The organism is Mucilaginibacter sp. 14171R-50 (assembly GCF_010093045.1).
GTDB lineage: Bacteria > Bacteroidota > Bacteroidia > Sphingobacteriales > Sphingobacteriaceae > Mucilaginibacter.
On record NZ_CP048115.1, the window covers coordinates 556,344 to 577,585 of the forward strand.

A 21,242-nucleotide genomic window follows, 5' to 3' on the forward strand; every position below is an offset into this window, starting at 1 on the left:
TGTTAAGTAACCTTTTACATTTAACATAGTCTTAATACTGTAATAACTTGATAACGCGACATTTGTAAAAATAAGAAGATGAATTTTGAATTTACTTACTTGTTTGTAATAGGACTGCTGGTGCTGCTTGGCGCATTCTATTTAAGCCCTTACGAACTGAAGGTTAACGAAGACGACGACGAGGAATAACCCTATTTGCCGGCTATCAGCAATTAATAAAATTAACGGCTATTTATTTAGCCTGTAAACTTTAATGGCAAAACGCGAAGTAGATATAGTCATCATTTCTGATGTGCACTTAGGCACATATGGGTGCCACGCCAAAGAACTCCTAAAATACCTTAAAAGTATCAAGCCTAAAATGCTTATCCTTAACGGGGATATCATTGATATATGGCAATTCAGCAAATCGTACTGGCCCGAAGCGCACATGAAGGTGGTACGCCGCATCCTTAAATTTGTTACCGAGGGCATCCCGGTGTATTATCTTACCGGCAACCACGATGAGATGCTGCGTAAATTCACCGATTTTAACTTGGGCACCTTTCAGCTGCTCGATAAGATAGTACTGAACATCGACGGTAAAAAAGCCTGGATATTTCACGGCGATGTGTTTGATGTTACCATGCAGCACTCTAAATGGCTGGCTAAAATGGGTGCTGTGGGCTACGACACCTTGATCCTGATCAACAGCTTCACCAACTGGCTGCTTACCGCCATAGGAAAACCAAAGATGAGCTTTTCTCAAAAAATTAAGGCGAAGTTTAAGGACGCTGTAAAATTTATTAACCAGTTTGAGCAAACCGCTGCCGATCTGGCTGTCGAAAAAGCGTATAGTTATGTTATTTGCGGGCACATACACCATGCCGAGATCAGGGAGATACGATCAACCGAACAAAACGGCTCGGTGCTATATCTTAACAGCGGCGACTGGGTAGAAAGCCTTACCGCGCTGGAATACAACAACAAGCAGTGGACTGTTTTTAAGTACCGGGCCGAGGACTTTAAGCAAGATAACGACGAAGACGACCTAACTGACGCAGAGGACCTTGACGCCAAGCTGGATGTAACTAAACTGCTGGAAAGATTTAAGCAGGAAACGCGGTGATATTATTTAATTTCATAACTTTTCAATACTCAGATATTTAATTACATCTTCATTAAGATAATCTAAAAGTATAGGATCATATTCTGAAAAATATGGCGTAAGATTATAATATTTTTTATCCTCTACAGATCCCTTTATTATTTTATTTGGTGCTTGCGGTAGATGATACCAATAATTCGCGAGGTCGCGCATAAAAAATTCATATGCAGCGCCAATTATTCCAACTCCCGGTTGAAAAATAAATCGATCCATACCACGTTCAGCGTTTATATTATTCCTATAGAATTGATCAAGCAGCCAAAATTTATAACTTTTTTTATTTTGGTATTCAATCACATAAGATAAGTTAAGCCGTGGTCCATCTTTTACGTCGTCATTAAAATAAGAGTTTTTATCATTAAAAAAATTGGATGAATATTCGCCGTGCCTCCTTCTGTAATCAGACTCGTACTCAGCGATGCTTAGCATTTTCGCCTTTAAATTAAGTTTAAAACCGGTAGGCATAACTACCTCTTTTTCGTTGTCATCAATAGTCAAGAACTCCGTAAAGCAATCGGTAGTATTACAATAGTATCCGTCATCTTTTTTAAATATCAATATGTAATTGTAATACTTTAAACGGTCGAGCCGGCCTTTTTCTTTCAACGGGTAGGTTACAAACTTACTTTGCATTAACGTATGCAGTTGGGTTATGCTAATCATCGAATTGCTTATTGTATCGATATTTATTTTTTTCCATGTGGGGTTTTTACTGAATAGAGAGGGCATTACTGAAAATACAGCCAAATCCTTTTGATTAAATAATATGTTATAAACTTCAATCGTAAGGTCTGTTGGCTTGGGATATGTGGATAAACTTCTTTTAAGCGTTACTTTATGTACTACCACGTCAATTGGCAATTTACTAACATCCAGTAAAACGTACCTATAACCAACTGTGTTACTATTCCTAAACATGGTGCCGGTTAACTTAAAACCACCAGGTGTTTGACCGAATGCATTTATATAAAAGCAAAAAAATAAAATTATTAGTTGAGGCTTTTTCATAATCAAGGTGTACATTTCGTTCCTACAGACTTCCCTTTAGTAACATCCCTTTCATTTTTGTTAAAACCATCAATACTGGGATCAAGAAATATTCCATATCGGGCTAACGCTGTGGCACGATCTATAGGAAAATTAGGATTATATGCAAGTATAGCGTCTCTAAGTTCATTTGTAAAATATTCAGCCATTGTTCTGTGTTCTGGATCACCTAACACCTGCGTGTAATATGAGCCTTCATCAATATAATAATTGTAGGGATCTTTGTTGGCATTTGAGTTAATAACTTGTCTTTTTACAACTTTTATTTCAGGATATTTTGCTGCAAAGGCTGTCGAGCCCAATTTGGAATGTTCTAACGCCAAAAAAGCATGAAGAGCTTCATGATACATCGTTACTAATCGATATTCATTTGATGAGTTGGATAATACAGCCGGATTTAGATATATATCATAACCTACAGTATGACCATCTTCAAGGCTTCCGGAAGGAAAGTCAGTATTGCTGCCGTCATAAAAGGTTATGCTATTAGCATTGTTTGAACCGAAGGCTTTCAAAATAAATTTAGAAATATCACTGTTTAAATTAGGCAGCATGGCTAATAACTGCTTTGCACAAGGATACTTCGGATCGATCTTGTCAATTATGTCTTGCTCATTCTCATCAGTGCACGGGTCGCCTTCATCATCTTCAACCGGTGGCGGAAAACCACCGCCGCCACCCGGTACGTTGTTAACCGTTATATGCCCCGGTATTGCCATTGGAATAGGTGGCCCGGTTGGTGGATCGGGCACCGATGGTGGTGGCGTTACAGGTGGTGGTGGCGGGGCGCATGGGTCGGGTGGCGGCGGCGGCGCGGGGCTGCCGCTGGTCCCCGGATTATTAGGTTCTTCGTAGCCACCTTCACAGGTAGTGTATAAATAAGTTGATGAAACGATTACGTCGTTTATCAGAATCTCATCGTACCAGTCCGTACATATTTCTGCTAATTGCACCCTGGTTTTACCAGTTGCTTGTGTTTGCGAGGCAGGGGTAACCAGTTGCCCGTTCTTGTAGGCATACCCATTAACGTACTTACCTTTTGGGGTAAAGTAAAGCACTAAACCGCTAAAATCGGCATCGTGCTGCCGATAGGTATTGTTTGCTAATTTGCCGGGGTTACCTTTGATGTACGATGAATCGCCAACAATGGTCATGATGTAGGCTTTGTAGCCTTTGCCATCTTTTAACAGCAGGTACGAACTGCGGGTATAGCTTTTACTGTAAGCCCGGTTGTTGATCTTCCTTTTTAGTATGCTGTTAAACTTGCTGTCCGGGTCAACAGGCATTTCTATCACATCTTTGCCCAAACGGGCATATGTTGCTGTATGCTGCCAGTCGGGTTTTACCCATTGGCTCAGGTCAAACCCTGTACCGGTGCTGTTTGTATGAACGGTTTGATTGCTGCCGCCGGTAACAGGGAAAGTGCTTTCGTACCAGCTTTTGGCATCGGCAACAGCGGGATCAGTATTTAACGTGGATTCTTTACTGTTTGTTATCTCTTTACGGCAACCGTATATGATACCGCATAATGCAATAAGGGCGATAAAGGAGAATTTTAAATAGGCAGAATTGCTTTTAGGATAACGTTTTTTCATTGTGATGGCTTAGGTTGTATTTTCGTAAAGGTATAGTATTGTTCTTTTAATTAAAAGACCTTTGATGATTTCATTCACCATTTTTAATCTTCATAACACTTTCTTTACTAAATTGCCCGCAATTCTATAGCTATGAAAATATTGTTTGGTATACAGGGTACAGGGAATGGCCACATCAGCCGCGCCCGCGAAATTGTGCCCCTGTTGCAACAATATGGCGACGTTGACTTACTGGTAAGCGGTACCGAGGCCGAGGTAAGCCTAAGCCAGCCGCTTAAGTACCGTTTTCATGGCTTTAGCTTTGTATTTGGCAAAAAAGGCGGGGTTGATAACTGGGCTACCTTTAAGATCATGAACCTACGCCAGCTTTGGAAAGATATGCACAGCATCCCCCTAAACCAGTATGATCTGATCATTAACGATTTTGAGCCCGTTAGCGCCTGGGCTTGCCGCCTGCAAAAAGTGCCGTCGGTGTCGCTAAGCCACCAATGTTCGTTCATTTCAAAAAAAACCCCACGCCCGGCTAAATGGAATTACGCCGAATGGCTGTTTAAGTATTATTCGCCAACCACGCATCATATCGGTTTTCATTTTGAGCGGTACGACGATTTTATACACACACCGGTCATTCGCAGCGATATACGCAACATGGTAACCAGCAACCTGGGCCATTATACCGTTTACTTGCCGGCATACGGCGATAAAACGCTGATAAAGCATTTAAAAGAAACCGGTGCTGAGTGGCATATATTTAGCAAGCGTACAAAAACCGCGTATAAAGAGGGCAACGTAAATGTTTTTCCGATAGATAATGAGGCCTTTAATAATAGCCTTGCCAGTTGCGCCGGCCTGCTAACCGGCGGTGGTTTTGAAGGCCCTGCGGAGGCTCTGTTTCTGGGAAAAAAGGTGTTGATGATACCTATGCGCGGTCAGTACGAGCAGCAATGCAACGCCCTGTCGGCCTCTAAACTGGGAGTTGAAGTGGTGTACAGCATCAACCACGATTTTGTATACCGCATTAAACAATGGCTGGCCGATGACCGCCGCATTGTGGTCGATTTCCCGGACGAGACCGCCCAGATAGTAGATAAAATGGTGAAGCAATACGCAAGGCAATAACGTACAACATCGATATCAAAATAATGCGCGGAGATAATAATAAGCATTGGCCTGTTCGATTCTTTCCCAACCGGAGGGTGCAGGTAATTATTGCAACCTGTTCAACTCTCTAAATTTTTGTGCTAATTTTGCCCATATAGCCACCCCGTATGATCAGTATTTTTAAGGTATTTAATCCGCTTAACGTTTTATGGCTGGCTATTTTATTGTTCATCCTCCGTATTGGTTACATAGCACAGGTACCTGATAAACTCGAATTTATTTTTGTTGAACCGTTTGCCCGCCTGCTGGTACCGGTATCTTATGAGTACGCGTTTTCGCCGGCAGCGAATATTTTTTTAGCGGCGGTTATCATATTATCGCAGGCGCTGTTACTTAATTACCTGGTAAACCGGTTTAACTTATTGGGCAAGCCAACATTTTTACCATCGCTGATGTATGTAACGCTAACATCCTTGTTTACGCCATTTATGGTGCTTAGCGCGCCGCTTATCTGCAATTTTTTGGTGATATGGATGCTGTTCAAACTTTTCAGCTTTTATAAAGGCGATGATGCAAAATCCACCGCTTATGATCTTGGCATGATCGTAGCAATTGGTTCAATTATTTACCTTCCTTATATATACTTGTTCTTATCCATTTGGATAGCGCTTATCATATTTAAGCCCTTTAACTGGCGCGAATGGGTATCAGGCATATTAGGTTACCTCACCATCTTCTTTTTCTTCGCGGTATTTTATTACCTCAACAACAAACTGGGCAGCTTTTACCATATATGGGCCCCCCTTGGCACCAAATTCCCTAACCGTATCAATATCAATCATTACAACTACCTGGTATTGGTGCCGGTATTGCTGCTTTTGGGCATGTATTTTTTTAAATTACAGCAAAATTATTATAAAAGCTATGTGCAGGTACGCAAGTCGTTTCAGCTGCTGTTTTTTATTTTTTTGATCGGCGCGTTATCGTTTTACGTAAAATCTGAATTTAACCTCAATCATTTTTTATTGTGCGCCGTACCGGTAGCGGTATTTTTGTCTTATTATTTCATCAGCGCCAACATCAGGTGGATGTACGAAACCTTGTATTTATTGCTGCTTATCAGTATCATATATTTTCAGTTTAACACTTTTTAACTTTTACATTCGTTCAAATTTCAGCGGTTATATTAGTTTTGTAGCATGAAATTCGGTGTAGTAATATTTCCAGGCTCCAATTGTGATGAAGATATCATCCACGTTCTTGAAAAGGTAATGGGCCAACAGGTAGTGCGTTTATGGCATAAAGACCATGATCTGCAGGGTGCTGAGTTTATTGTTTTGCCGGGCGGCTTCTCTTTCGGCGATTACCTGCGTTCGGGCGCAATTGCCCGCTTCTCGCCTATTATGCAGGAAGTAATACAATTTGCGGCAAAGGGCGGCAAAGTATTGGGCATTTGCAATGGTTTTCAGATCCTTACAGAAGCAGGGCTTTTGCCGGGCGCGCTGTTGCATAATAAAAACCGCAAATTTATTTGCCGCAACATCCACATGAAAGCGCAAACCCAAAACTCGCTTGTTACGCAGTTAATTGACCCGCAACGCGCGTTAAAAATACCTTTGGCGCATGGCGAGGGTAATTATTTTGCAGATGCTGATGTATTAAAGGCCATAAATGATAACGACCAGGTGCTGTTCCGTTATTGCGACGAGTCGGGTAATGTTACGGACGAAAGCAACCCTAACGGCTCTATCGAAAATATTGCCGGGGTAACCAACGCGGGGCGTAATGTATTTGGCTTTATGCCACACCCAGAGCGCGCGGCAGAAAGCATTGTGGGTAACCAGGATGGCCTTGCCATTTTTGAATCTATACTGTCACTGGCAAAAGCCTGATGCTTAACCTGGTTATTGATATTGGAAACACGTTTACCAAGGTAGCCGTTTTTAATAACGACAACCTGCTTAAAGTACAACAATACCAACAACCCGTACAGGAGGACCTGGATGCTTTTTTAACCGACCATAAAATAGACAAGGTTATTATATCATCTGTAAAAACAGAAACACAACCCTGGCAAACCATACTTAGCAATACGTTGCCGGTATTATATTTTAACAGCAATATAACAGCGGGTATTAATAATCATTATAAAACACCCGCTACCCTGGGCACCGACAGGCTGGCGGCGGTAATAGGCGCACACCATTTATATCAGGGTGCAAACAACATTGTTATAGGCGGGGGTACCTGTATCACTTACGATTTTATTGACGCCGGCGCAAATTATTTTGGCGGCAGTATATCACCGGGTTTAAATATGCGTTATAAAGCCGTTAACCATTATACCGCTGCGCTGCCGTTACTTAAAGCAGATGAAAATTTTACAGCGGCCTATGGCAATGATACCGCATCGGCAATAGTATCGGGGGTACAAAACGGAATAAAATACGAACTGGAAGGCTTTATTAATAATTACATAAATACAGCGGCAGGGTACAACATTATACTAAGCGGGGGCGACAGTATTTTTTTTGATACTCTATTGAAAAATAGCATCTTTGCCCCCTATATTAAAATTGAGCCTTACCTGGTTCTTAAAGGATTAAACGCAGCTATACAACAGCATAATGATTAAATATATAAGGTTCGTAATAATACTATTCTTATTTACTGCAACGGCACTTGGCGTTAAGGCGCAATCTACTGCAACTACCAGTTCGCCATATTCGCGCTATGGCATTGGCGATATCGATCCAATGCTAATGCCACAAAATGTTGGCATGGGCGGTATTGGTGTAGCTACCAACCGTATTAATAATTTTAATAATGCAAACTCGCTTAATCCGGCTTCGTACGCTTCAATCGGCTTAACGGTTATTGATATAGGCTTGTACGGCAAGTTCAATACGCTCGAAAAAAGTGGACAATCGTCGCAAAGCAACGCCAACTTCCGACTTAGCCATATTGCTTTTGGTCTACCTATCTCAAAACGCTCGGCAATTAGCTTTGGTTTAATGCCCTACAGCGAACTTGGCTATAATTACAGGCAGGTGAGCCCTAACTTTGGCACCGGTCTTCCGGGCGATACAAGCGCCGTAAACTACATTTATAGCGGTGATGGCGGTCTGTCAAAATTTTATTTAGGTTACGGTTTCGGCATAGGCAAGCACCTGTCAATAGGTGGTAACATCTCTTACATTTTTGGTAACCTTAAAGAAACTCAATCAACAGAAGTACCTTCATTGGCCGGTGTGTTAAACTCCCGCATTGAAGAAGGCAACAGTATAAACGGCTTAAATTACGATTACGGCATCCAGTATTCGGTAGATTTTTCTGAGAAAAAACACTTAACCTTTGGTTATTCTGCATCAGCAAATACCAAGTTGAATACAGTTAACAGCTACATTGTCAGCAGTTATTACCGGAATGGCACGGGCGATGAAGGTGTTGCTACAGATAGTATCATAAACAACCAGCAACCATCTGCAAAAATACAGTTGCCGAGCATAAACCGTTTCGGTATTGCTTTTCAAAACGACGGAAAATTTTTGGTTGGTGCCGATTATACCATGAGCAATTGGTCTAAACTTACAGTTGCAGGCGTAAATAAGGGCCTGCGCGATAGCAAGACTTTTAATGTAGGCGGCCAGTTTACGCCCAACATCAACTCGCTCTCGAGTTATTTTGCCGCAGTTGATTACCGTTTAGGCTTCATTTACGACCAAACCTACTTACGTGTAAATAATACCGATATTAAACGCTACGCGGCTACAGTAGGCCTTGGCTTACCCTTAAGAGCTAATAATTCCAGCTTTTACAAAATAAACATTGCCGCCGAAATTGGTAAACGGGGTACCCTGGTAAACAGCCTGGTTAAAGAAAACTACGTTAACGTACATTTATCATTCACCCTTAATGACAAGTGGTTCCAGAAGTACAGGTTTGATTAACATTGTATAATGCAAAACAGGTTAAAACAACTTTGCATTTATTTACCGGTTGTTTTTACAGGCATATTCTTCACCGCCTGCGAAAACGACATTAACAAGGTAAAAGCAATAGCTGCCGCTGATGCTACAAAACCAATACAGCGCACTACCGGCGTAAATATGATACTGAGCGACTCGGGCATTGTAAAGGCGCAGCTAACGGCCCCCCTGCTTATAGAGTATGCTACCAAAAAAAATCCTTACCAGGTGATGCCTAATGGTGTAAAAGTGATCTTGTATACACCCAAGGTTACCGAAGAAGCCAATATCATTGCCGATACTGGGTATTACTACGGCCAAAAAGAACTTGTTATATTTAAAAAGCATGTGGTAGCTACAAGAAGCGACGGCTCTGTGTACCGGTCAGAAGAGTTGATATGGGATATGAAGAAAAAGCAAGCCTATTCAAACCAAAAGGTGGTAATGACAAAACCTAACGGCGACGAAATGACCGGAACAAGCTTTGTAACCGACGATAAATTGCAAAATCCGAAGTTTCAAAACTCAACTGCCATTATCCACGTTGACGGCAGCCTTGCGCAATAAAGGGCAGTAATTTTTACGCAAATTTTTGTGTTATAGAATTTTAGTAAAAATTGTATCTTGCGCCTCTTTTTGAGAAATATAAAATATATATAGTTGTATGGGTATAATGAGTTATTTGCGGGAGCGAATGGGAAAAATTCTCGCAGGAGTTATTGGATTGGCGCTTTTTGCGTTTATCGCAGGCGAAGTGGTACAATCAGGAGGTGCTTTTTTCAGGGATGATGTTCATAACATCGGCGAAGTGAACGGCGAAAAAATTCCGTACGTTGATTTTAATAACAGGTTAGAGCAAAGTACACAGCAGTTTAAGCAACAGTCTGGCCAAAGCCTTACACCTCAGATCACCAACTACATACAGGAGACCACCTGGAACCAATTTTTAACTGAGTTACTTTTAAATAAAGAGATAAATAAACTGGGCATTGTTGTAGGCGATGACGAAACCAGGTCAATGATCAGTGGTAACAACCCCGACCCGCAGATACAGCGCCAGTTTGTTGATGATAAAGGCCAGTTTGATAAAACAAAGCTTAACCAGTTTTTAGGTTATCTGCAATCTGCAAAGGTAGACCCTAAACAACAAGAGGCCTGGAACGATTTTGTTAAGCAACTGATCGCCGCAAAAAGGCAGCAAAAGTATATGGCTTTGGTAACCAATGGCTTGTACGTTAACGCGCTTGATGCTCAGGACGATTACCTTGCAAAAAACAAACTGGCAAACTTTAAGTACACAGTGCTTGACTATGCATCAATACCCGATGCTAACGTTAAATTAACTGACAACGATTACAGCACTTATTATAATGATCATAAATCAGAGTTTAAAAACCCGCAGGAGTTGCGCAGCTTTGAATATATAAGCTTCAACGCGGCACCTTCAAAAGCCGATACCGCAGCAGTACGTACGCAGGTTGATAAATTAGCGGCTGATTTTAAGGCAACCCCTAACGATTCACTTTTTGTACAGATCAACTCTGAAACAAAGGCGCAGCTTACTTATCACAAAAAAGGCGAGTTAGAGCCAAAGCTGGATTCGGTAATGTTCGGTGCGGGTAAAGGCTTTGTTTATGGCCCTTACCTGTCAAACGGCAGCTTCAAAATCGCCAAGCTTGTTGATTCAAAAATTGGCCCCGACTCGGTTAAAGCACGCCACATTTTGTTGAACCCTACCACCGAAGGTGGCCTTGATAAAGCTATTGCCAAAGCCGATTCGCTCAAAAAACTGATTGCGGGCGGCAGGCCGTTTGCAGAGTTAGCAAAAAACTTTTCTGTTGACAAGGTAGCTAACGAAAAAGGCGGCGACCTTGGCACTTTTGGCCGTAACACTATGGATCCGGTATTTGAAGCAGCGACTTTTAACGCAAAGGTTGGCGATGTAAAGGTGGTAACCACTCAATTTGGTGTTCATGTGGTTCAGATATTGGATCAAAAAGGATCATCAAGAGTGGTAAAAGTAGCCGTAGTTGATAAACCATTGTTGCCAAGCACTAAAACAACCGCAGCTGTTTACGCCAGGGCACAGTCGTTTTTATCCTCGTTAACCGCCGAAAATTTCGACGCCCAGGCAAAGAAAGCCGGCTTGGCTATTAAAAACGCCGAAGACGTTAACGCTACCGCTGCCAGTGTATTGGGTTTAGATAACGCACGCGACATTGTAAAGTGGGCTTTTAAATCAGAAAAAGGCGCTTTCTCTGACCAGGTGTTTGCGGTTGGCGACCAGTATGTGGTTGCCCGTTTAACCACTATAAAACCAAAAGGCGTTTTACCTTTGGATGTTGTTAAAAAACAAATTGAACCCATGGTACGCATACAGGTTAAAGGAAAACAGCTTAGCGATAAATTCCAGGCTGCTTTGAATGGCGCTTCAAACATCGATCAGGTTGCCCAAAAAGTCGGCAGCAAAGTAGTGCCTTTGCAAAACATAGTATTTGCCAACCCGGTAATACCAGGTGCAACAGCCGAATATAAAGTGGTAGGTACGGTATTTGGTTCGCAGCCAAACAAACTTTCTAAACCTGTCGCCGGCCAGCAAGGCGTTTATGTATTTACGTTGGATAGCTTTACAAACCCAGCACAGCTTACTAACAATGTAAGGGAGAAACAACAGATAGGCCAGGCGCTTGCACAACGCTCGCAAGGCCAGGTGCTTGATGCCCTGAAAGATAAGGCGAATGTAAAAGATAACAGGGCGAAGTTCTTGTAACAAAAATTTAAAGTAATTTTGCATCCGGCAATAACGTTATAGTTATTGCCGGATTTTTTTTATACCATGGAGATACAGGAAAACATTATAAATAAAGTAGCGCAAAGCGGCCTGGTCACTTTAGACCCGGCGCAGTTTTACGCACCGGGCGAGCGTGTGGTTTATGATATCAAAGACAACTTGTTCCACGGCCTTATACTGCGCGAAAAAGATTTTCGCGAGTTTGTAAAAACACACGATTGGGCCCAATATCAGGGCAAAAATGTTGCGGTTACCTGCACAGCCGACGCCATTGTACCTGCCTGGGCATATATGTTACTGGCCAACCGTTTGGCGCCGTATGCCCGCCAGGTAGTTTTTGGCGATGCTGAAGTTTTAGAAACCGTATTGTTTGTAAAAGAGGTTTCGCGCCTTGATGTGGAGCAATACCGCGATCAGCGCGTAGTGATTAAAGGCTGCGGTGATATCCCGGTGCCGGTATCGGCGTATGTAGAGTTAACGCAAAGGCTTACGCCGGTGGCAAAAAGCCTGATGTTTGGCGAACCCTGCTCTACCGTACCCATTTATAAACGCAAAGATTAAACCGTTTGGCGGCAATTGCGTCTATATCAAATACATGAAGAAATATTTTTTATTCCTGCTAATGCTTGCCGGTGTTTCGGCCGCATTTAGCCAGGAAGTAACCAAAACAAACGAAGTTGCATTTCAGGCCGGCGAACAAATAACTTATAAGCTTAAATATGGCATATTTACCGCGGCCGAGGCCGTTATAAAAGTAGAAAACAGCCCTGTTAAGTTTGACAATCACCCCGCACTCCATATATTCGCCGACGCTAAAACAGCTGGTACATTTAACCTGCTTTTTAAAGTACGTAACAGATACGAAACCTTTATTAATCCGCAAACCCTGCTGCCTTACTACTATTCCGAGCAAAGGCAGGAGTCGAGTTACCGGCATAGCGATAAGGTAACTTTTGACCACGATACCGGAATGATAACTGCTGATAAAGGCAAGTTCCCTTTTAAAGGTAACGTGTTCGATTTTTTATCAGCATATTACTTTGCACGTAACATCGATGTGTCAAAATTAAAGGTGGGCGATAAATTAAGTATGCGTTACTTTTTAGAGGATGGGATACATACGCTTACCATAACATTTATGGGCCACGAGCAGGTAAAATGCGGCTTGGGCACCTTCGACTGTTTAAAATTCAACCCTACAATTATCCCCGGGCGTATATTCCGAAAAAATAGTAAGCTATATTTGTGGATAACTAACGATAAGAACCGCATACCCGTTAAAGCGCATGTAGAGTTGATAGTTGGCAGTTTGGTAATGGACCTTACACAGGCCAGCGGGCTTAAATACCCGCTAAACCCGGTAAAAAAATAAAGATACTGATGATCGAAGTTGGAAGCGTGTTATTGCACGAGGATGTAATAAAAAACAATTTTGTTTGTAATTTGAATAAATGCAAAGGCGCCTGCTGCCTTGAAGGCGACTCGGGCGCGCCCTTAAATCACGACGAACTGGAGATACTGGCAGATATTTATCCAAAGGTAAAACCTTATATGACGGCCAAGGGCATTGCCACCATTGAACGCGAAGGCACCCATGTAACCGATTTTGAAGGAGATTATACTACACCGTGCGTTGATGTAAATAAAGAATGCGCTTACGTAACCTGGGAGAACGGCATTACCAAATGCGCCATAGAAAAAGCGTATGAGCAAGGCGCGGTAACCTGGCAAAAACCAATATCCTGCCACTTATACCCTATCCGCATTACGGCTTACCCCGAGTTTGATGTGCTTAACTATGATCGCTGGAGCATTTGCAGCCCTGCATGTACATTTGGCAACGAACTACAGGTAAAAGTGCACGAGTTTTTGAAAGGCCCGCTCATTCGTAAATACGGCGAAGAATGGTACCGCGAACTGGAAGATACGGTTGCGGGCATCTGATAGGATCGACTAATGTATGTCGGATATCCAACACCGAATTCCCCACTTCGTCATTCGTTATTGGGTGTTCAGTATTCGATATTACCCTACCAAATACAAGCTTTTACAATTAATTTAAATAATATTGCATTTTATATTATTTATTAATGAAAAAGGCTTTAATAACGGGTATAACCGGACAAGACGGCGCATATTTAGCTGAATTTTTGCTTAAAAAAGGATATGAGGTGCATGGCATTAAACGCCGCTCATCATCATTCAATACCGACCGGATAGACCACCTTTACCACGACCCGCACGAAACCGGTGTTAAATTGCAGCTGCACTACGGCGACCTTACCGATGCCATGAATTTAACCCGGCTTATACAAGAAATACAGCCCGATGAAATATATAACCTTGGCGCACAAAGCCACGTTAAGGTAAGCTTTGACTCCCCTGAATACACGGCCAATGCGGATGGACTTGGCGTGCTCCGTATATTAGAAGCCATCAGGTTATTGGGACTTACCAAAAAAACGCGTTTGTATCAGGCATCTACATCAGAGCTTTATGGTTTGGTGCAGCATGTTCCGCAAAGCGAAACAACGCCTTTTTATCCACGCTCGCCTTATGCTGTAGCTAAGCTTTACGGGTATTGGATAATAGTGAACTATCGCGAAGCATATCAAATGTACGCATGTAATGGTATATTATTCAATCATGAAAGCCCTATACGCGGCGAAACATTTGTTACCCGCAAAATTACCCGCGCGGTTGCCAAGATCGGGTTAGGGCTGCAGGATTGCCTGTATATAGGCAATTTATCGGCGCAGCGCGATTGGGGCCACGCTAAGGACTATATTGTTGCGATGTGGCTGATGTTGCAGCAGGAGAAGCCGGAGGACTATGTAATAGCAACCGGCGTTACCACTACTGTGCGCGAGTTTATTAAAATGTCGTTCGCTGAATTGGGTATCGAGGTGGAATTTAGCGGCAAGGATGAAAATGAAAGAGGCGTTATCATTGATATTGACCAGCAAAAAGTAGAATTGTTAGGCTTAAACGCTGATGCTTTAAGGTTTGGCCAAACGGTTGTTAAGGTCGACAGCAACTATTTCAGGCCTACGGAAGTTGACCTGTTAATTGGCGACCCCTCAAAAGCAAAAAAACAATTAGGCTGGCAACCAAGTTATGATTTGCAAGCCCTGGTTACTGATATGGTACAGTCTGACCTGCATTTAGCAAAAAAGGACGAACACATGAAAAAAGGGGGATTTAAGACGTTAAACTACTTTGAATAGCTTAGTTCATTCGGTATCAATATGAAGAGATTATTTATCAGCATAACATTACTACTGGTTACGGTGGGCATAGCCCGTTCTCAATCGGTATACCAGCCGTACTCATACGACTTCTATCAAAAGTTTAATGCTGATGCTTACTCAACCAAAACCCGCCTGCATACTGCCATAAAACCTTTTTTTGTTGACGATTCGCTACTGATGCACCGCTATGATTCGATCATGAACTATGGCAGCGATGCATCAAACAGTAATATATTGTACCGCAAATTGTTTAACGAACATTTGGTAGACGTGAAAGGTGTAAACTCTACTTTTTATGCCGATCTGTTGCCCGATTTTAATATTGGCCGGGACCTCTCTGCTAAACAAAACACCTACCTCAGTTCGCTTGGATTGCAATTTGGAGGTACTGCCGGTAAAAAGTTTTCTTATTATGTATCGGGGTATTTGAACCAGGCCAGGGTGCCGGATTATATCTCTACCTACATCAGGCAGGTTGGTATTGTGCCCGGGCAGGCGTATGCAAATACCTTTAACAGTAACCCCAACGATTACTCGTGGGATTATATTACGGCTAATGTATCGTACACCCCGGTTAAGTATTTAAACATAAGCGCCGGGCGCGACAAAACATTTATCGGCGACGGCTACCGCTCCCTCCTATTATCTGATTATGCTTCGCCGTACCCTTTTTTCAAGCTTACCGCAAACCTGGGCAACGTAAAATATATGGCCATGTGGGCATACTTTACCGACCCTGCCGGCACCAGCGACAAATTTAAAGACCGCAATAAGTGGGGGATATTCCATTACCTTGACTGGAACGTAAGTAACCGATTGTCGCTTGGCTTTTTTGATTCTATCATTTGGGCCAATGAGGACGACCAGGGCCACACCCACGGTTTCGATTTCAGCTACATAAACCCGGTAATATTTCTAAGGCCTGTTGAAGCCGCAAATGGCTCGCCTGATAACGCGCTGATAGGTTTTACAACTAAATACAAATTAACCGACGGCCTAACTGCTTACGGCCAGTTCTCGCTTGATGAATTTACGGCTAAGGAGTTCTTCTCTAACCCGGGTTATTCAAACAATAAATTCGGTTATCAGCTCGGGGTAAAGGGCGCCAACCTGTTCGGCGTTACCAATCTTAACTATCTGTTAGAAACCAACACCGTAAGGCCTTACACTTATTCAGAAAGGGCCAGCATACTAAATTACTCGGCCAATAGCGAACCACTGGCGCACCCCTGGGGCGCCAACTTCCGCGAAGTGGTTGCGCTGCTTAACTACTCCTACAAACGGTTTGACCTGATGGGTGAAGTAGATTACGGGCATTACGGACTTGATATGAATGGTATAAACTACGGTAAAGACATATTTCAGCATTATACTACACCGTTAGCTAAATATGGCAACACTATTGGGCAGGGCTTAAAAACAAACATGGTGTACCTGCAGGGTAAAATTGGTTATGTACTTAACCCCAAATACAACCTGAGGTTAGAACTGGGAGGCATATACCGCACCGAAAAGAACAGCGATTTTAACGACAAGACCGCCATGATAACCTTTGGTGTTCGCAGTTCGTTCCGCCAGATCTATACCGACCTGGCCAGCTATAAAACGCACTGAGGAAGATCCTCATTCACAAAAAAAGACTGAAATATTATTAAGGTGTTCACGTTCGGCACACGTGAACACCGTGAACACTCATGAATGGTTGATAATGAGACAATTAAGATTTTGATGTTTTAACTATAATCAATGGCAGGCTATTCTGAGGTTATACCGCTTTCATTTCGCTTTTTATCGCCCTTAAAAACTCATTGGCATGCTGCGATCCGATGATGTAAACAAGCCCATCCCTATCGGTTAGGTGTATGGCATCGTTACCGGCAGCGTAAAAGCGTATGGTACCTTTGGTATGCAGGTTATAAACCGGGTTGTTAAACAAATACCTGCTGTACGATCCTTTTTCAACCTTCACAATACTGTTCAGGTCTATTTTTACCCGGCGGGTGCTCCAAAGGCCGTCAAGTAAAATACTTTTGTTGATAACACGGGTGCTAAAGTGCAGCAGGAAGCCCATGATAATGGATATGATAATGATAACAAATCCAACGATGGCTAACAAGTCGCCGTTGCGTTCGCGTTCGTCAGTAAAAAAATAAGCAGCAAAACAAAACATGGCTAAAACAAGGCGTATGGTTATAGGTATCCATTCGCGGCCCAGGTATTGTTTTTCAATAAAAACCGATTTATCGCTCATAATTTATACAGTTCGAATATAGTAACTTTTTTAGTGTTATCGCTTACTTTATACCTTTCGCTCAAACGGTAACCACCAACCCAAATGATATCGCCATTGCCGTTTACCAGTATCGGCACACCACCTTTTTGATGCAAAGGGATTTTTTGATGTATAAAAAAATCGCTTAGCTTTTGCCTGGTCTTCATCCCCAGTGGATAAAAAGTATCTCCCTGCTGCCATGCGCGAAGCGTTAGCGGGTAAACCAACTGTTCCGCATCTACCGAAACCGCCAGGGGATTATCCTTCACGATAAGCGGACTATCATCATGCAGCACAGTCAATTTATAGTTGTTATACCCCACATTGGTATCGCCAGGGCTAAAACTAACTGCCTTATCCTTTACACCCGCTTTTGGCGATATAATGAGCCTGCCCCTATCTACCAATAACATAAACCCTGCACTTTCAAATACCCTGCCCGGATGCCTGCCAAGTACTGTTATCAGGTCATCAACCACCATTTCGCCGAAGCCGTAATCATACAGCAATTTAAAAAGTAACAAGCGCTTAGGCGATAGCTTTTCTATTTCGTTGATGCTTATGTGTACTTCATTACCTTCAATTAGCAAAAGCTTCTTTTTTAAATCATCTACCTCACGGTTCAACAGCATTTCCAGTTCCCTGAATTTGCGCAGATTGCTTTCAAAAGTGGCCTCGAGGTTGGGGTTAAGCTCTTTTAATATCGGGATAACCTGGTGCCGTAGTTTGTTCCGGGCGTATTTAACCGAGGCGTTCGAGGCGTCCTCTGTATATGTTAAACCTTCCGCAGCAATAATGGTCTGTATTTCGTTGCGCGTCAGGAAAAGCAGGGGGCGCACCAGGTTGCCGTTTTTTGGCAAAATGCCGTGCAAACCAGCAATGCCCGTCCCCCGTGTAAGGTTTAACAATATTGTTTCGATAGTATCGTTCTGATGGTGTGCAAGCGCAATGACATCATAACCTGCTGATTGGCTGACCTCATCAAACCATTGGTACCGCATATCGCGGGCCGCCATTTGGATAGATACCCGGTTATCGGCAGCGTATTGCTGAGTATTAAACTTAACCGTGTGGAAGCTAACCCCCATTTGCAGGGCAAGCTGCCTGGTAAACTCCTCGTCGGCATCAGCTTCGGGGCCGCGCAGGTTAAAATTGCAATGTGCTATGCTAAAATTAAAGCCGGCCGCCTTTAGCAAATGGGCCATTAAAACGGAATCCATGCCTCCGCTTACAGCTGCCAGTATTTTGTTGGCAGGTGTAAATAACTTATTTTGTCCAATAAATTCAACAAAGCGTTTAACAGGAAGCATACATCAAAATTATTAATTTAATAACCCCAGCAAAAAACTAATTTTGCCATTGTGATAAAATACATTCTTAGTACACTTTTAGTGATCATAACCTTAACCGTATCGGCGCAGAAAAAATCTGTAGTGCACCTTATACAATCAAAAAGCAGCGAGGTTATTAAGCTAAACGGCCGGAATGTTATTAAAGTTTACCAGGGTGTTTTTCAACAGGATTATTCCATTATGCGGTCAGACAGCGCATATTTTTATGCTGAAGATAATGCCTTCGACGCTTTTAGCAATGTACATATAACCCAGGGCGATACGCTGAATATTTACGCGGATAAGCTCAATTACAATGGCAATACCAAGGTGGCTGTACTTACAGATAACGTGAGGCTGATTGATAAGGACGCTATTTTAACCACCAATTACCTTACTTATAACACCGCTACCCGCATTGGTACTTATACCGGCGGAGGTAAGCTGATCAATAAAGACAACACCCTTACCAGTAAGAACGGCTATTATTTTGCCTTTTCAAGAGACTCTTATTTCCGTTATAACGTGGTGCTGATAACGCCGGATGCCTTGATAAAAACCGATACCCTGCGTTACAACACCGGCAGCCGGATAGCTTATTTTTACGGGCCCACAAACATTTACGATACTAAGGATAAAAAAGATACGCTATATACCGAGAATGGCTTATACAATACTATTATCGAGCAGGCTTTCTTTGGTAAAAAGAACTTATACAAACAGGGTACTAAAACCCTGACCGGCGATAGTTTATTTTATGATAAGATAAATGGTTATGGTCGCGCGGTTAAACGCGTTACCTTTCACGACCGCGAACAAAATATAACCCTTAAGGGCGACCTGGCTACCTACTATAAAAAGGGCGAACGCACCGTTGTAACCAAGGACCCGTACGTAATTATTGTTACCGAAGAAAAGGACACCACCAAAACGGATACGGTGACTTTAGAGTCCGGAACTAAAGCCAACCCCGCAGTTAAAACTGCACCCGGTGTAAAAAAAGCAAATGCGTTTGCTATTAAACCGCCCCCGGGCACAGCGCAGGTAAAAGGGTTACAAAAACCTGTTGCTACCGATGTAGATACATTAACTGTTAAAGTTCAAAACACATTAAAAAATAACCGGGCCGGCGTAGCTGCTTTAGTAAAAAAGGCTGATGCAATGGCCGTTAAATCGCGCCCGGGCATTTCTAAAACAGGGATGGTACCGTTGCAGGTAATAGCTGATAGCGCAGTTAAGGTGCCCCAAACGGGCGTTAAGCCGGTAAAGGGCGGTACTCCCGCTAAAGGTGCGGGGCTGGCTGCTTTCCCGATAACGGATACGGCCAAAGCGACGCCTGAGAAAAAGGTAAAACGTGATTCTATTTATATATCTGCAGATACACTGGAAACCCAGATACTTACCTATAAAGATCTGAAGATTATGCAGGAGCAACAGCGATTGCTCAACGTGCGCGACACCAGTGTTAAAACTAAAAAGCTTACTCCTGAGCAGCAAAAAAAGGCCGACAAATTTTTAACCTTGAATGCGCCTAAATGGAAAAACGACACGCTGCACCTACATGCCGATTTTTTCGGGAAGCCGAAACCCGAAGCAACTGCCCCGGCTAAAGGGAATGCGAAAGGACAAGGCGGCGCAGTTGCCGCGCCAGGCCAAACTGCATCAAAGGGTGGCGATGCAAACGCCGTAGAGAACGATCCAATATTTTTTACGCCGCCGGTTACCCTGAGCGATACGGCCAGGGTGAGGATAATTAAAGCCTATCATGGCGCTAAGCTGTTCAAATCAGACCTTCAGGCCAAGGCCGACTCGATGTTTTACAGTTACAGCGACTCTACCCTTCATTGTTTTATAAACCCGCTGATATGGACCCAGGGCTCGCAGCTATCTGGCGATACCATCACCATGCAGATGAAAAATAAAAAGCTGGATAACCTTAATTTATTCCCTTCATCGTTTGTGGTAAATATTGAAAAGGGCGACTCCACCAATTTTAACCAGGTAGGGGGTAAAAGGATGAAGGGCTTTTTTAAAAGCGATAAACTGGACAGGATGTACGTTGCAGGAAATGCCGAAAGCATTTACTTTAGCCGCGACAGCCTTAAAAAGGTTGATGGCATGCAACGATCGTTAAGCAGCCGCATGCGCGTTTATTTTAAAAACGGCACTGCCTCGCAAATCGTATTTTTAACCAAACCCGAACACCGTTACGGCCCTTTGGCTAAGTTTTCTGAAGATGATAAGATACTGAAAGGCTTTATATGGAAGCCTAAAGAAAGGCCGGTTTCTAAAGAATCTATCATCCCATCCTATAATAGAAAAAAAGCGCGCGAACAAGCGGCAGCCGATAAAAAGCTTGCAAATAAATCAAAAGATGCAGTACAAAACGATAAAGCGCGCAAGGATTCGTTACAGCATAATTTACCCCGAACCGACAGCACAAAGGTGGGCAGGGATAGCACAGGCACAGCGACACAAGGGGTTACGGGCCCTCCTGTTGTAAAAGCAAGACAGGATAGCTCCGGTATTAAACAACCACCGGCGACGACAGCGCCAGTTATCCGGACTAAGCAGGATAGCTTGAAGAAAGCCAAGCCTGTACCTGCTACCCAATCAAAGAGCGATGCTGTAAAAGTTACAACACCCAAAGTTTTACAGCAACGAACTTATTGACAGGATAAATGCTGCGTAATACATCAGCCAAAATCCTTCACCACAAAAGCTATGGTTAGGTAGCTT

Annotated in this window: 18 protein-coding genes; 14 read left to right on the forward strand and 4 right to left on the reverse strand. The window is 42.9% G+C overall.

All coding sequences use genetic code 11. From position 1 onward, the window contains the following. Positions 1-253 precede the first annotated feature (253 nt). On the forward strand, positions 254-1,108 hold the full coding sequence (locus GWR56_RS02630) for a UDP-2,3-diacylglucosamine diphosphatase (protein ID WP_162429617.1): 855 nt from the start codon (positions 254-256) through the stop codon (positions 1,106-1,108). Positions 1,109-1,120: 12 nt separating this feature from the next. Here the strand turns inward: GWR56_RS02630 and GWR56_RS02635 are convergent, their stop codons facing one another. Further along, positions 1,121-2,155 carry a hypothetical protein gene (locus tag GWR56_RS02635; protein ID WP_162429618.1) on the reverse strand — a complete coding sequence of 345 codons (1,035 nt, stop codon included), beginning with the start codon at positions 2,153-2,155 and terminating at the stop codon, positions 1,121-1,123. Between the two features lie 2 nt (positions 2,156-2,157). Beyond that, positions 2,158-3,789 (reverse strand): hypothetical protein, encoded by a 1,632-nt coding sequence (locus GWR56_RS02640; RefSeq protein WP_162429619.1) that lies wholly within the window; start codon positions 3,787-3,789, stop codon positions 2,158-2,160. A 132-nt stretch (positions 3,790-3,921) separates the two neighbouring features. On the opposite strand from GWR56_RS02640, the gene GWR56_RS02645 reads away from it, so the two are divergent. The 12 genes from GWR56_RS02645 to GWR56_RS02700 all read left to right on the forward strand — a co-directional run bounded on the left by GWR56_RS02645 (position 3,922) and on the right by GWR56_RS02700 (position 16,514). Then, complete coding sequence (locus tag GWR56_RS02645) at positions 3,922-4,908, forward strand: glycosyltransferase family protein (protein WP_162429620.1); 987 nt, start codon at positions 3,922-3,924, stop codon at positions 4,906-4,908. Positions 4,909-5,057: 149 nt separating this feature from the next. Continuing rightward, on the forward strand, positions 5,058-6,044 hold the full coding sequence (locus GWR56_RS02650) for a DUF6427 family protein (protein WP_162429621.1): 987 nt from the start codon (positions 5,058-5,060) through the stop codon (positions 6,042-6,044). Between the two features lie 45 nt (positions 6,045-6,089). Continuing rightward, positions 6,090-6,782 carry a phosphoribosylformylglycinamidine synthase subunit PurQ gene (gene purQ / locus GWR56_RS02655; protein ID WP_162429622.1) on the forward strand — a complete coding sequence of 231 codons (693 nt, stop codon included), beginning with the start codon at positions 6,090-6,092 and terminating at the stop codon, positions 6,780-6,782. Continuing rightward, on the forward strand, positions 6,782-7,525 hold the full coding sequence (locus tag GWR56_RS02660) for a type III pantothenate kinase (protein ID WP_162429623.1): 744 nt from the start codon (positions 6,782-6,784) through the stop codon (positions 7,523-7,525). The genes purQ and GWR56_RS02660 overlap by 1 nt, the downstream gene beginning before the upstream one ends. Continuing rightward, positions 7,518-8,840, forward strand: coding sequence for a hypothetical protein (locus GWR56_RS02665; RefSeq protein WP_162429624.1), 1,323 nt, complete (start codon positions 7,518-7,520; stop codon positions 8,838-8,840). The genes GWR56_RS02660 and GWR56_RS02665 overlap by 8 nt, the downstream gene beginning before the upstream one ends. A 9-nt stretch (positions 8,841-8,849) precedes the next feature. Continuing rightward, positions 8,850-9,425 carry an LPS export ABC transporter periplasmic protein LptC gene (lptC, locus tag GWR56_RS02670; RefSeq protein ID WP_162429625.1) on the forward strand — a complete coding sequence of 192 codons (576 nt, stop codon included), beginning with the start codon at positions 8,850-8,852 and terminating at the stop codon, positions 9,423-9,425. Between the two features lie 127 nt (positions 9,426-9,552). Then, complete coding sequence (locus GWR56_RS02675; RefSeq protein WP_238395291.1) at positions 9,553-11,628, forward strand: peptidylprolyl isomerase; 2,076 nt, start codon at positions 9,553-9,555, stop codon at positions 11,626-11,628. Between the two features lie 66 nt (positions 11,629-11,694). Next, a complete protein-coding gene (locus GWR56_RS02680; protein ID WP_162429627.1) occupies positions 11,695-12,210 on the forward strand; it encodes a DUF2480 family protein in 516 nt (171 codons plus the stop codon). Positions 12,211-12,244: 34 nt separating this feature from the next. Continuing rightward, positions 12,245-13,021: a DUF3108 domain-containing protein gene (locus tag GWR56_RS02685; RefSeq protein WP_162429628.1), complete on the forward strand. Its 777-nt coding sequence runs from the start codon at positions 12,245-12,247 to the stop codon at positions 13,019-13,021. Between the two features lie 8 nt (positions 13,022-13,029). Continuing rightward, positions 13,030-13,593: a DUF3109 family protein gene (locus tag GWR56_RS02690; RefSeq protein ID WP_162429629.1), complete on the forward strand. Its 564-nt coding sequence runs from the start codon at positions 13,030-13,032 to the stop codon at positions 13,591-13,593. Positions 13,594-13,739: 146 nt separating this feature from the next. Further along, entirely contained in the window at positions 13,740-14,876 is a 1,137-nt protein-coding gene (gene gmd, locus GWR56_RS02695; protein ID WP_162429630.1) for a GDP-mannose 4,6-dehydratase, read from the forward strand. A gap of 21 nt (positions 14,877-14,897) precedes the next feature. Continuing rightward, positions 14,898-16,514, forward strand: coding sequence for a gliding motility protein RemB (locus GWR56_RS02700; RefSeq protein ID WP_162429631.1), 1,617 nt, complete (start codon positions 14,898-14,900; stop codon positions 16,512-16,514). 151 nt (positions 16,515-16,665) lie between these two features. On the opposite strand, the gene GWR56_RS02705 is transcribed toward GWR56_RS02700, so the two are convergent. Both GWR56_RS02705 and tilS read right to left on the reverse strand, forming a co-directional pair. Next, entirely contained in the window at positions 16,666-17,151 is a 486-nt protein-coding gene (locus GWR56_RS02705) for a hypothetical protein (protein WP_162429632.1), read from the reverse strand. Continuing rightward, complete coding sequence (gene tilS, locus GWR56_RS02710; RefSeq protein WP_162429633.1) at positions 17,148-18,482, reverse strand: tRNA lysidine(34) synthetase TilS; 1,335 nt, start codon at positions 18,480-18,482, stop codon at positions 17,148-17,150. Before tilS ends, GWR56_RS02705 begins: the two co-directional genes overlap by 4 nt. 51 nt (positions 18,483-18,533) lie before the next feature. On the opposite strand from tilS, the gene GWR56_RS02715 reads away from it, so the two are divergent. Continuing rightward, on the forward strand, positions 18,534-21,176 hold the full coding sequence (locus tag GWR56_RS02715) for an OstA-like protein (protein ID WP_162429634.1): 2,643 nt from the start codon (positions 18,534-18,536) through the stop codon (positions 21,174-21,176). The last annotated feature ends 66 nt before the right edge of the window (positions 21,177-21,242 follow it).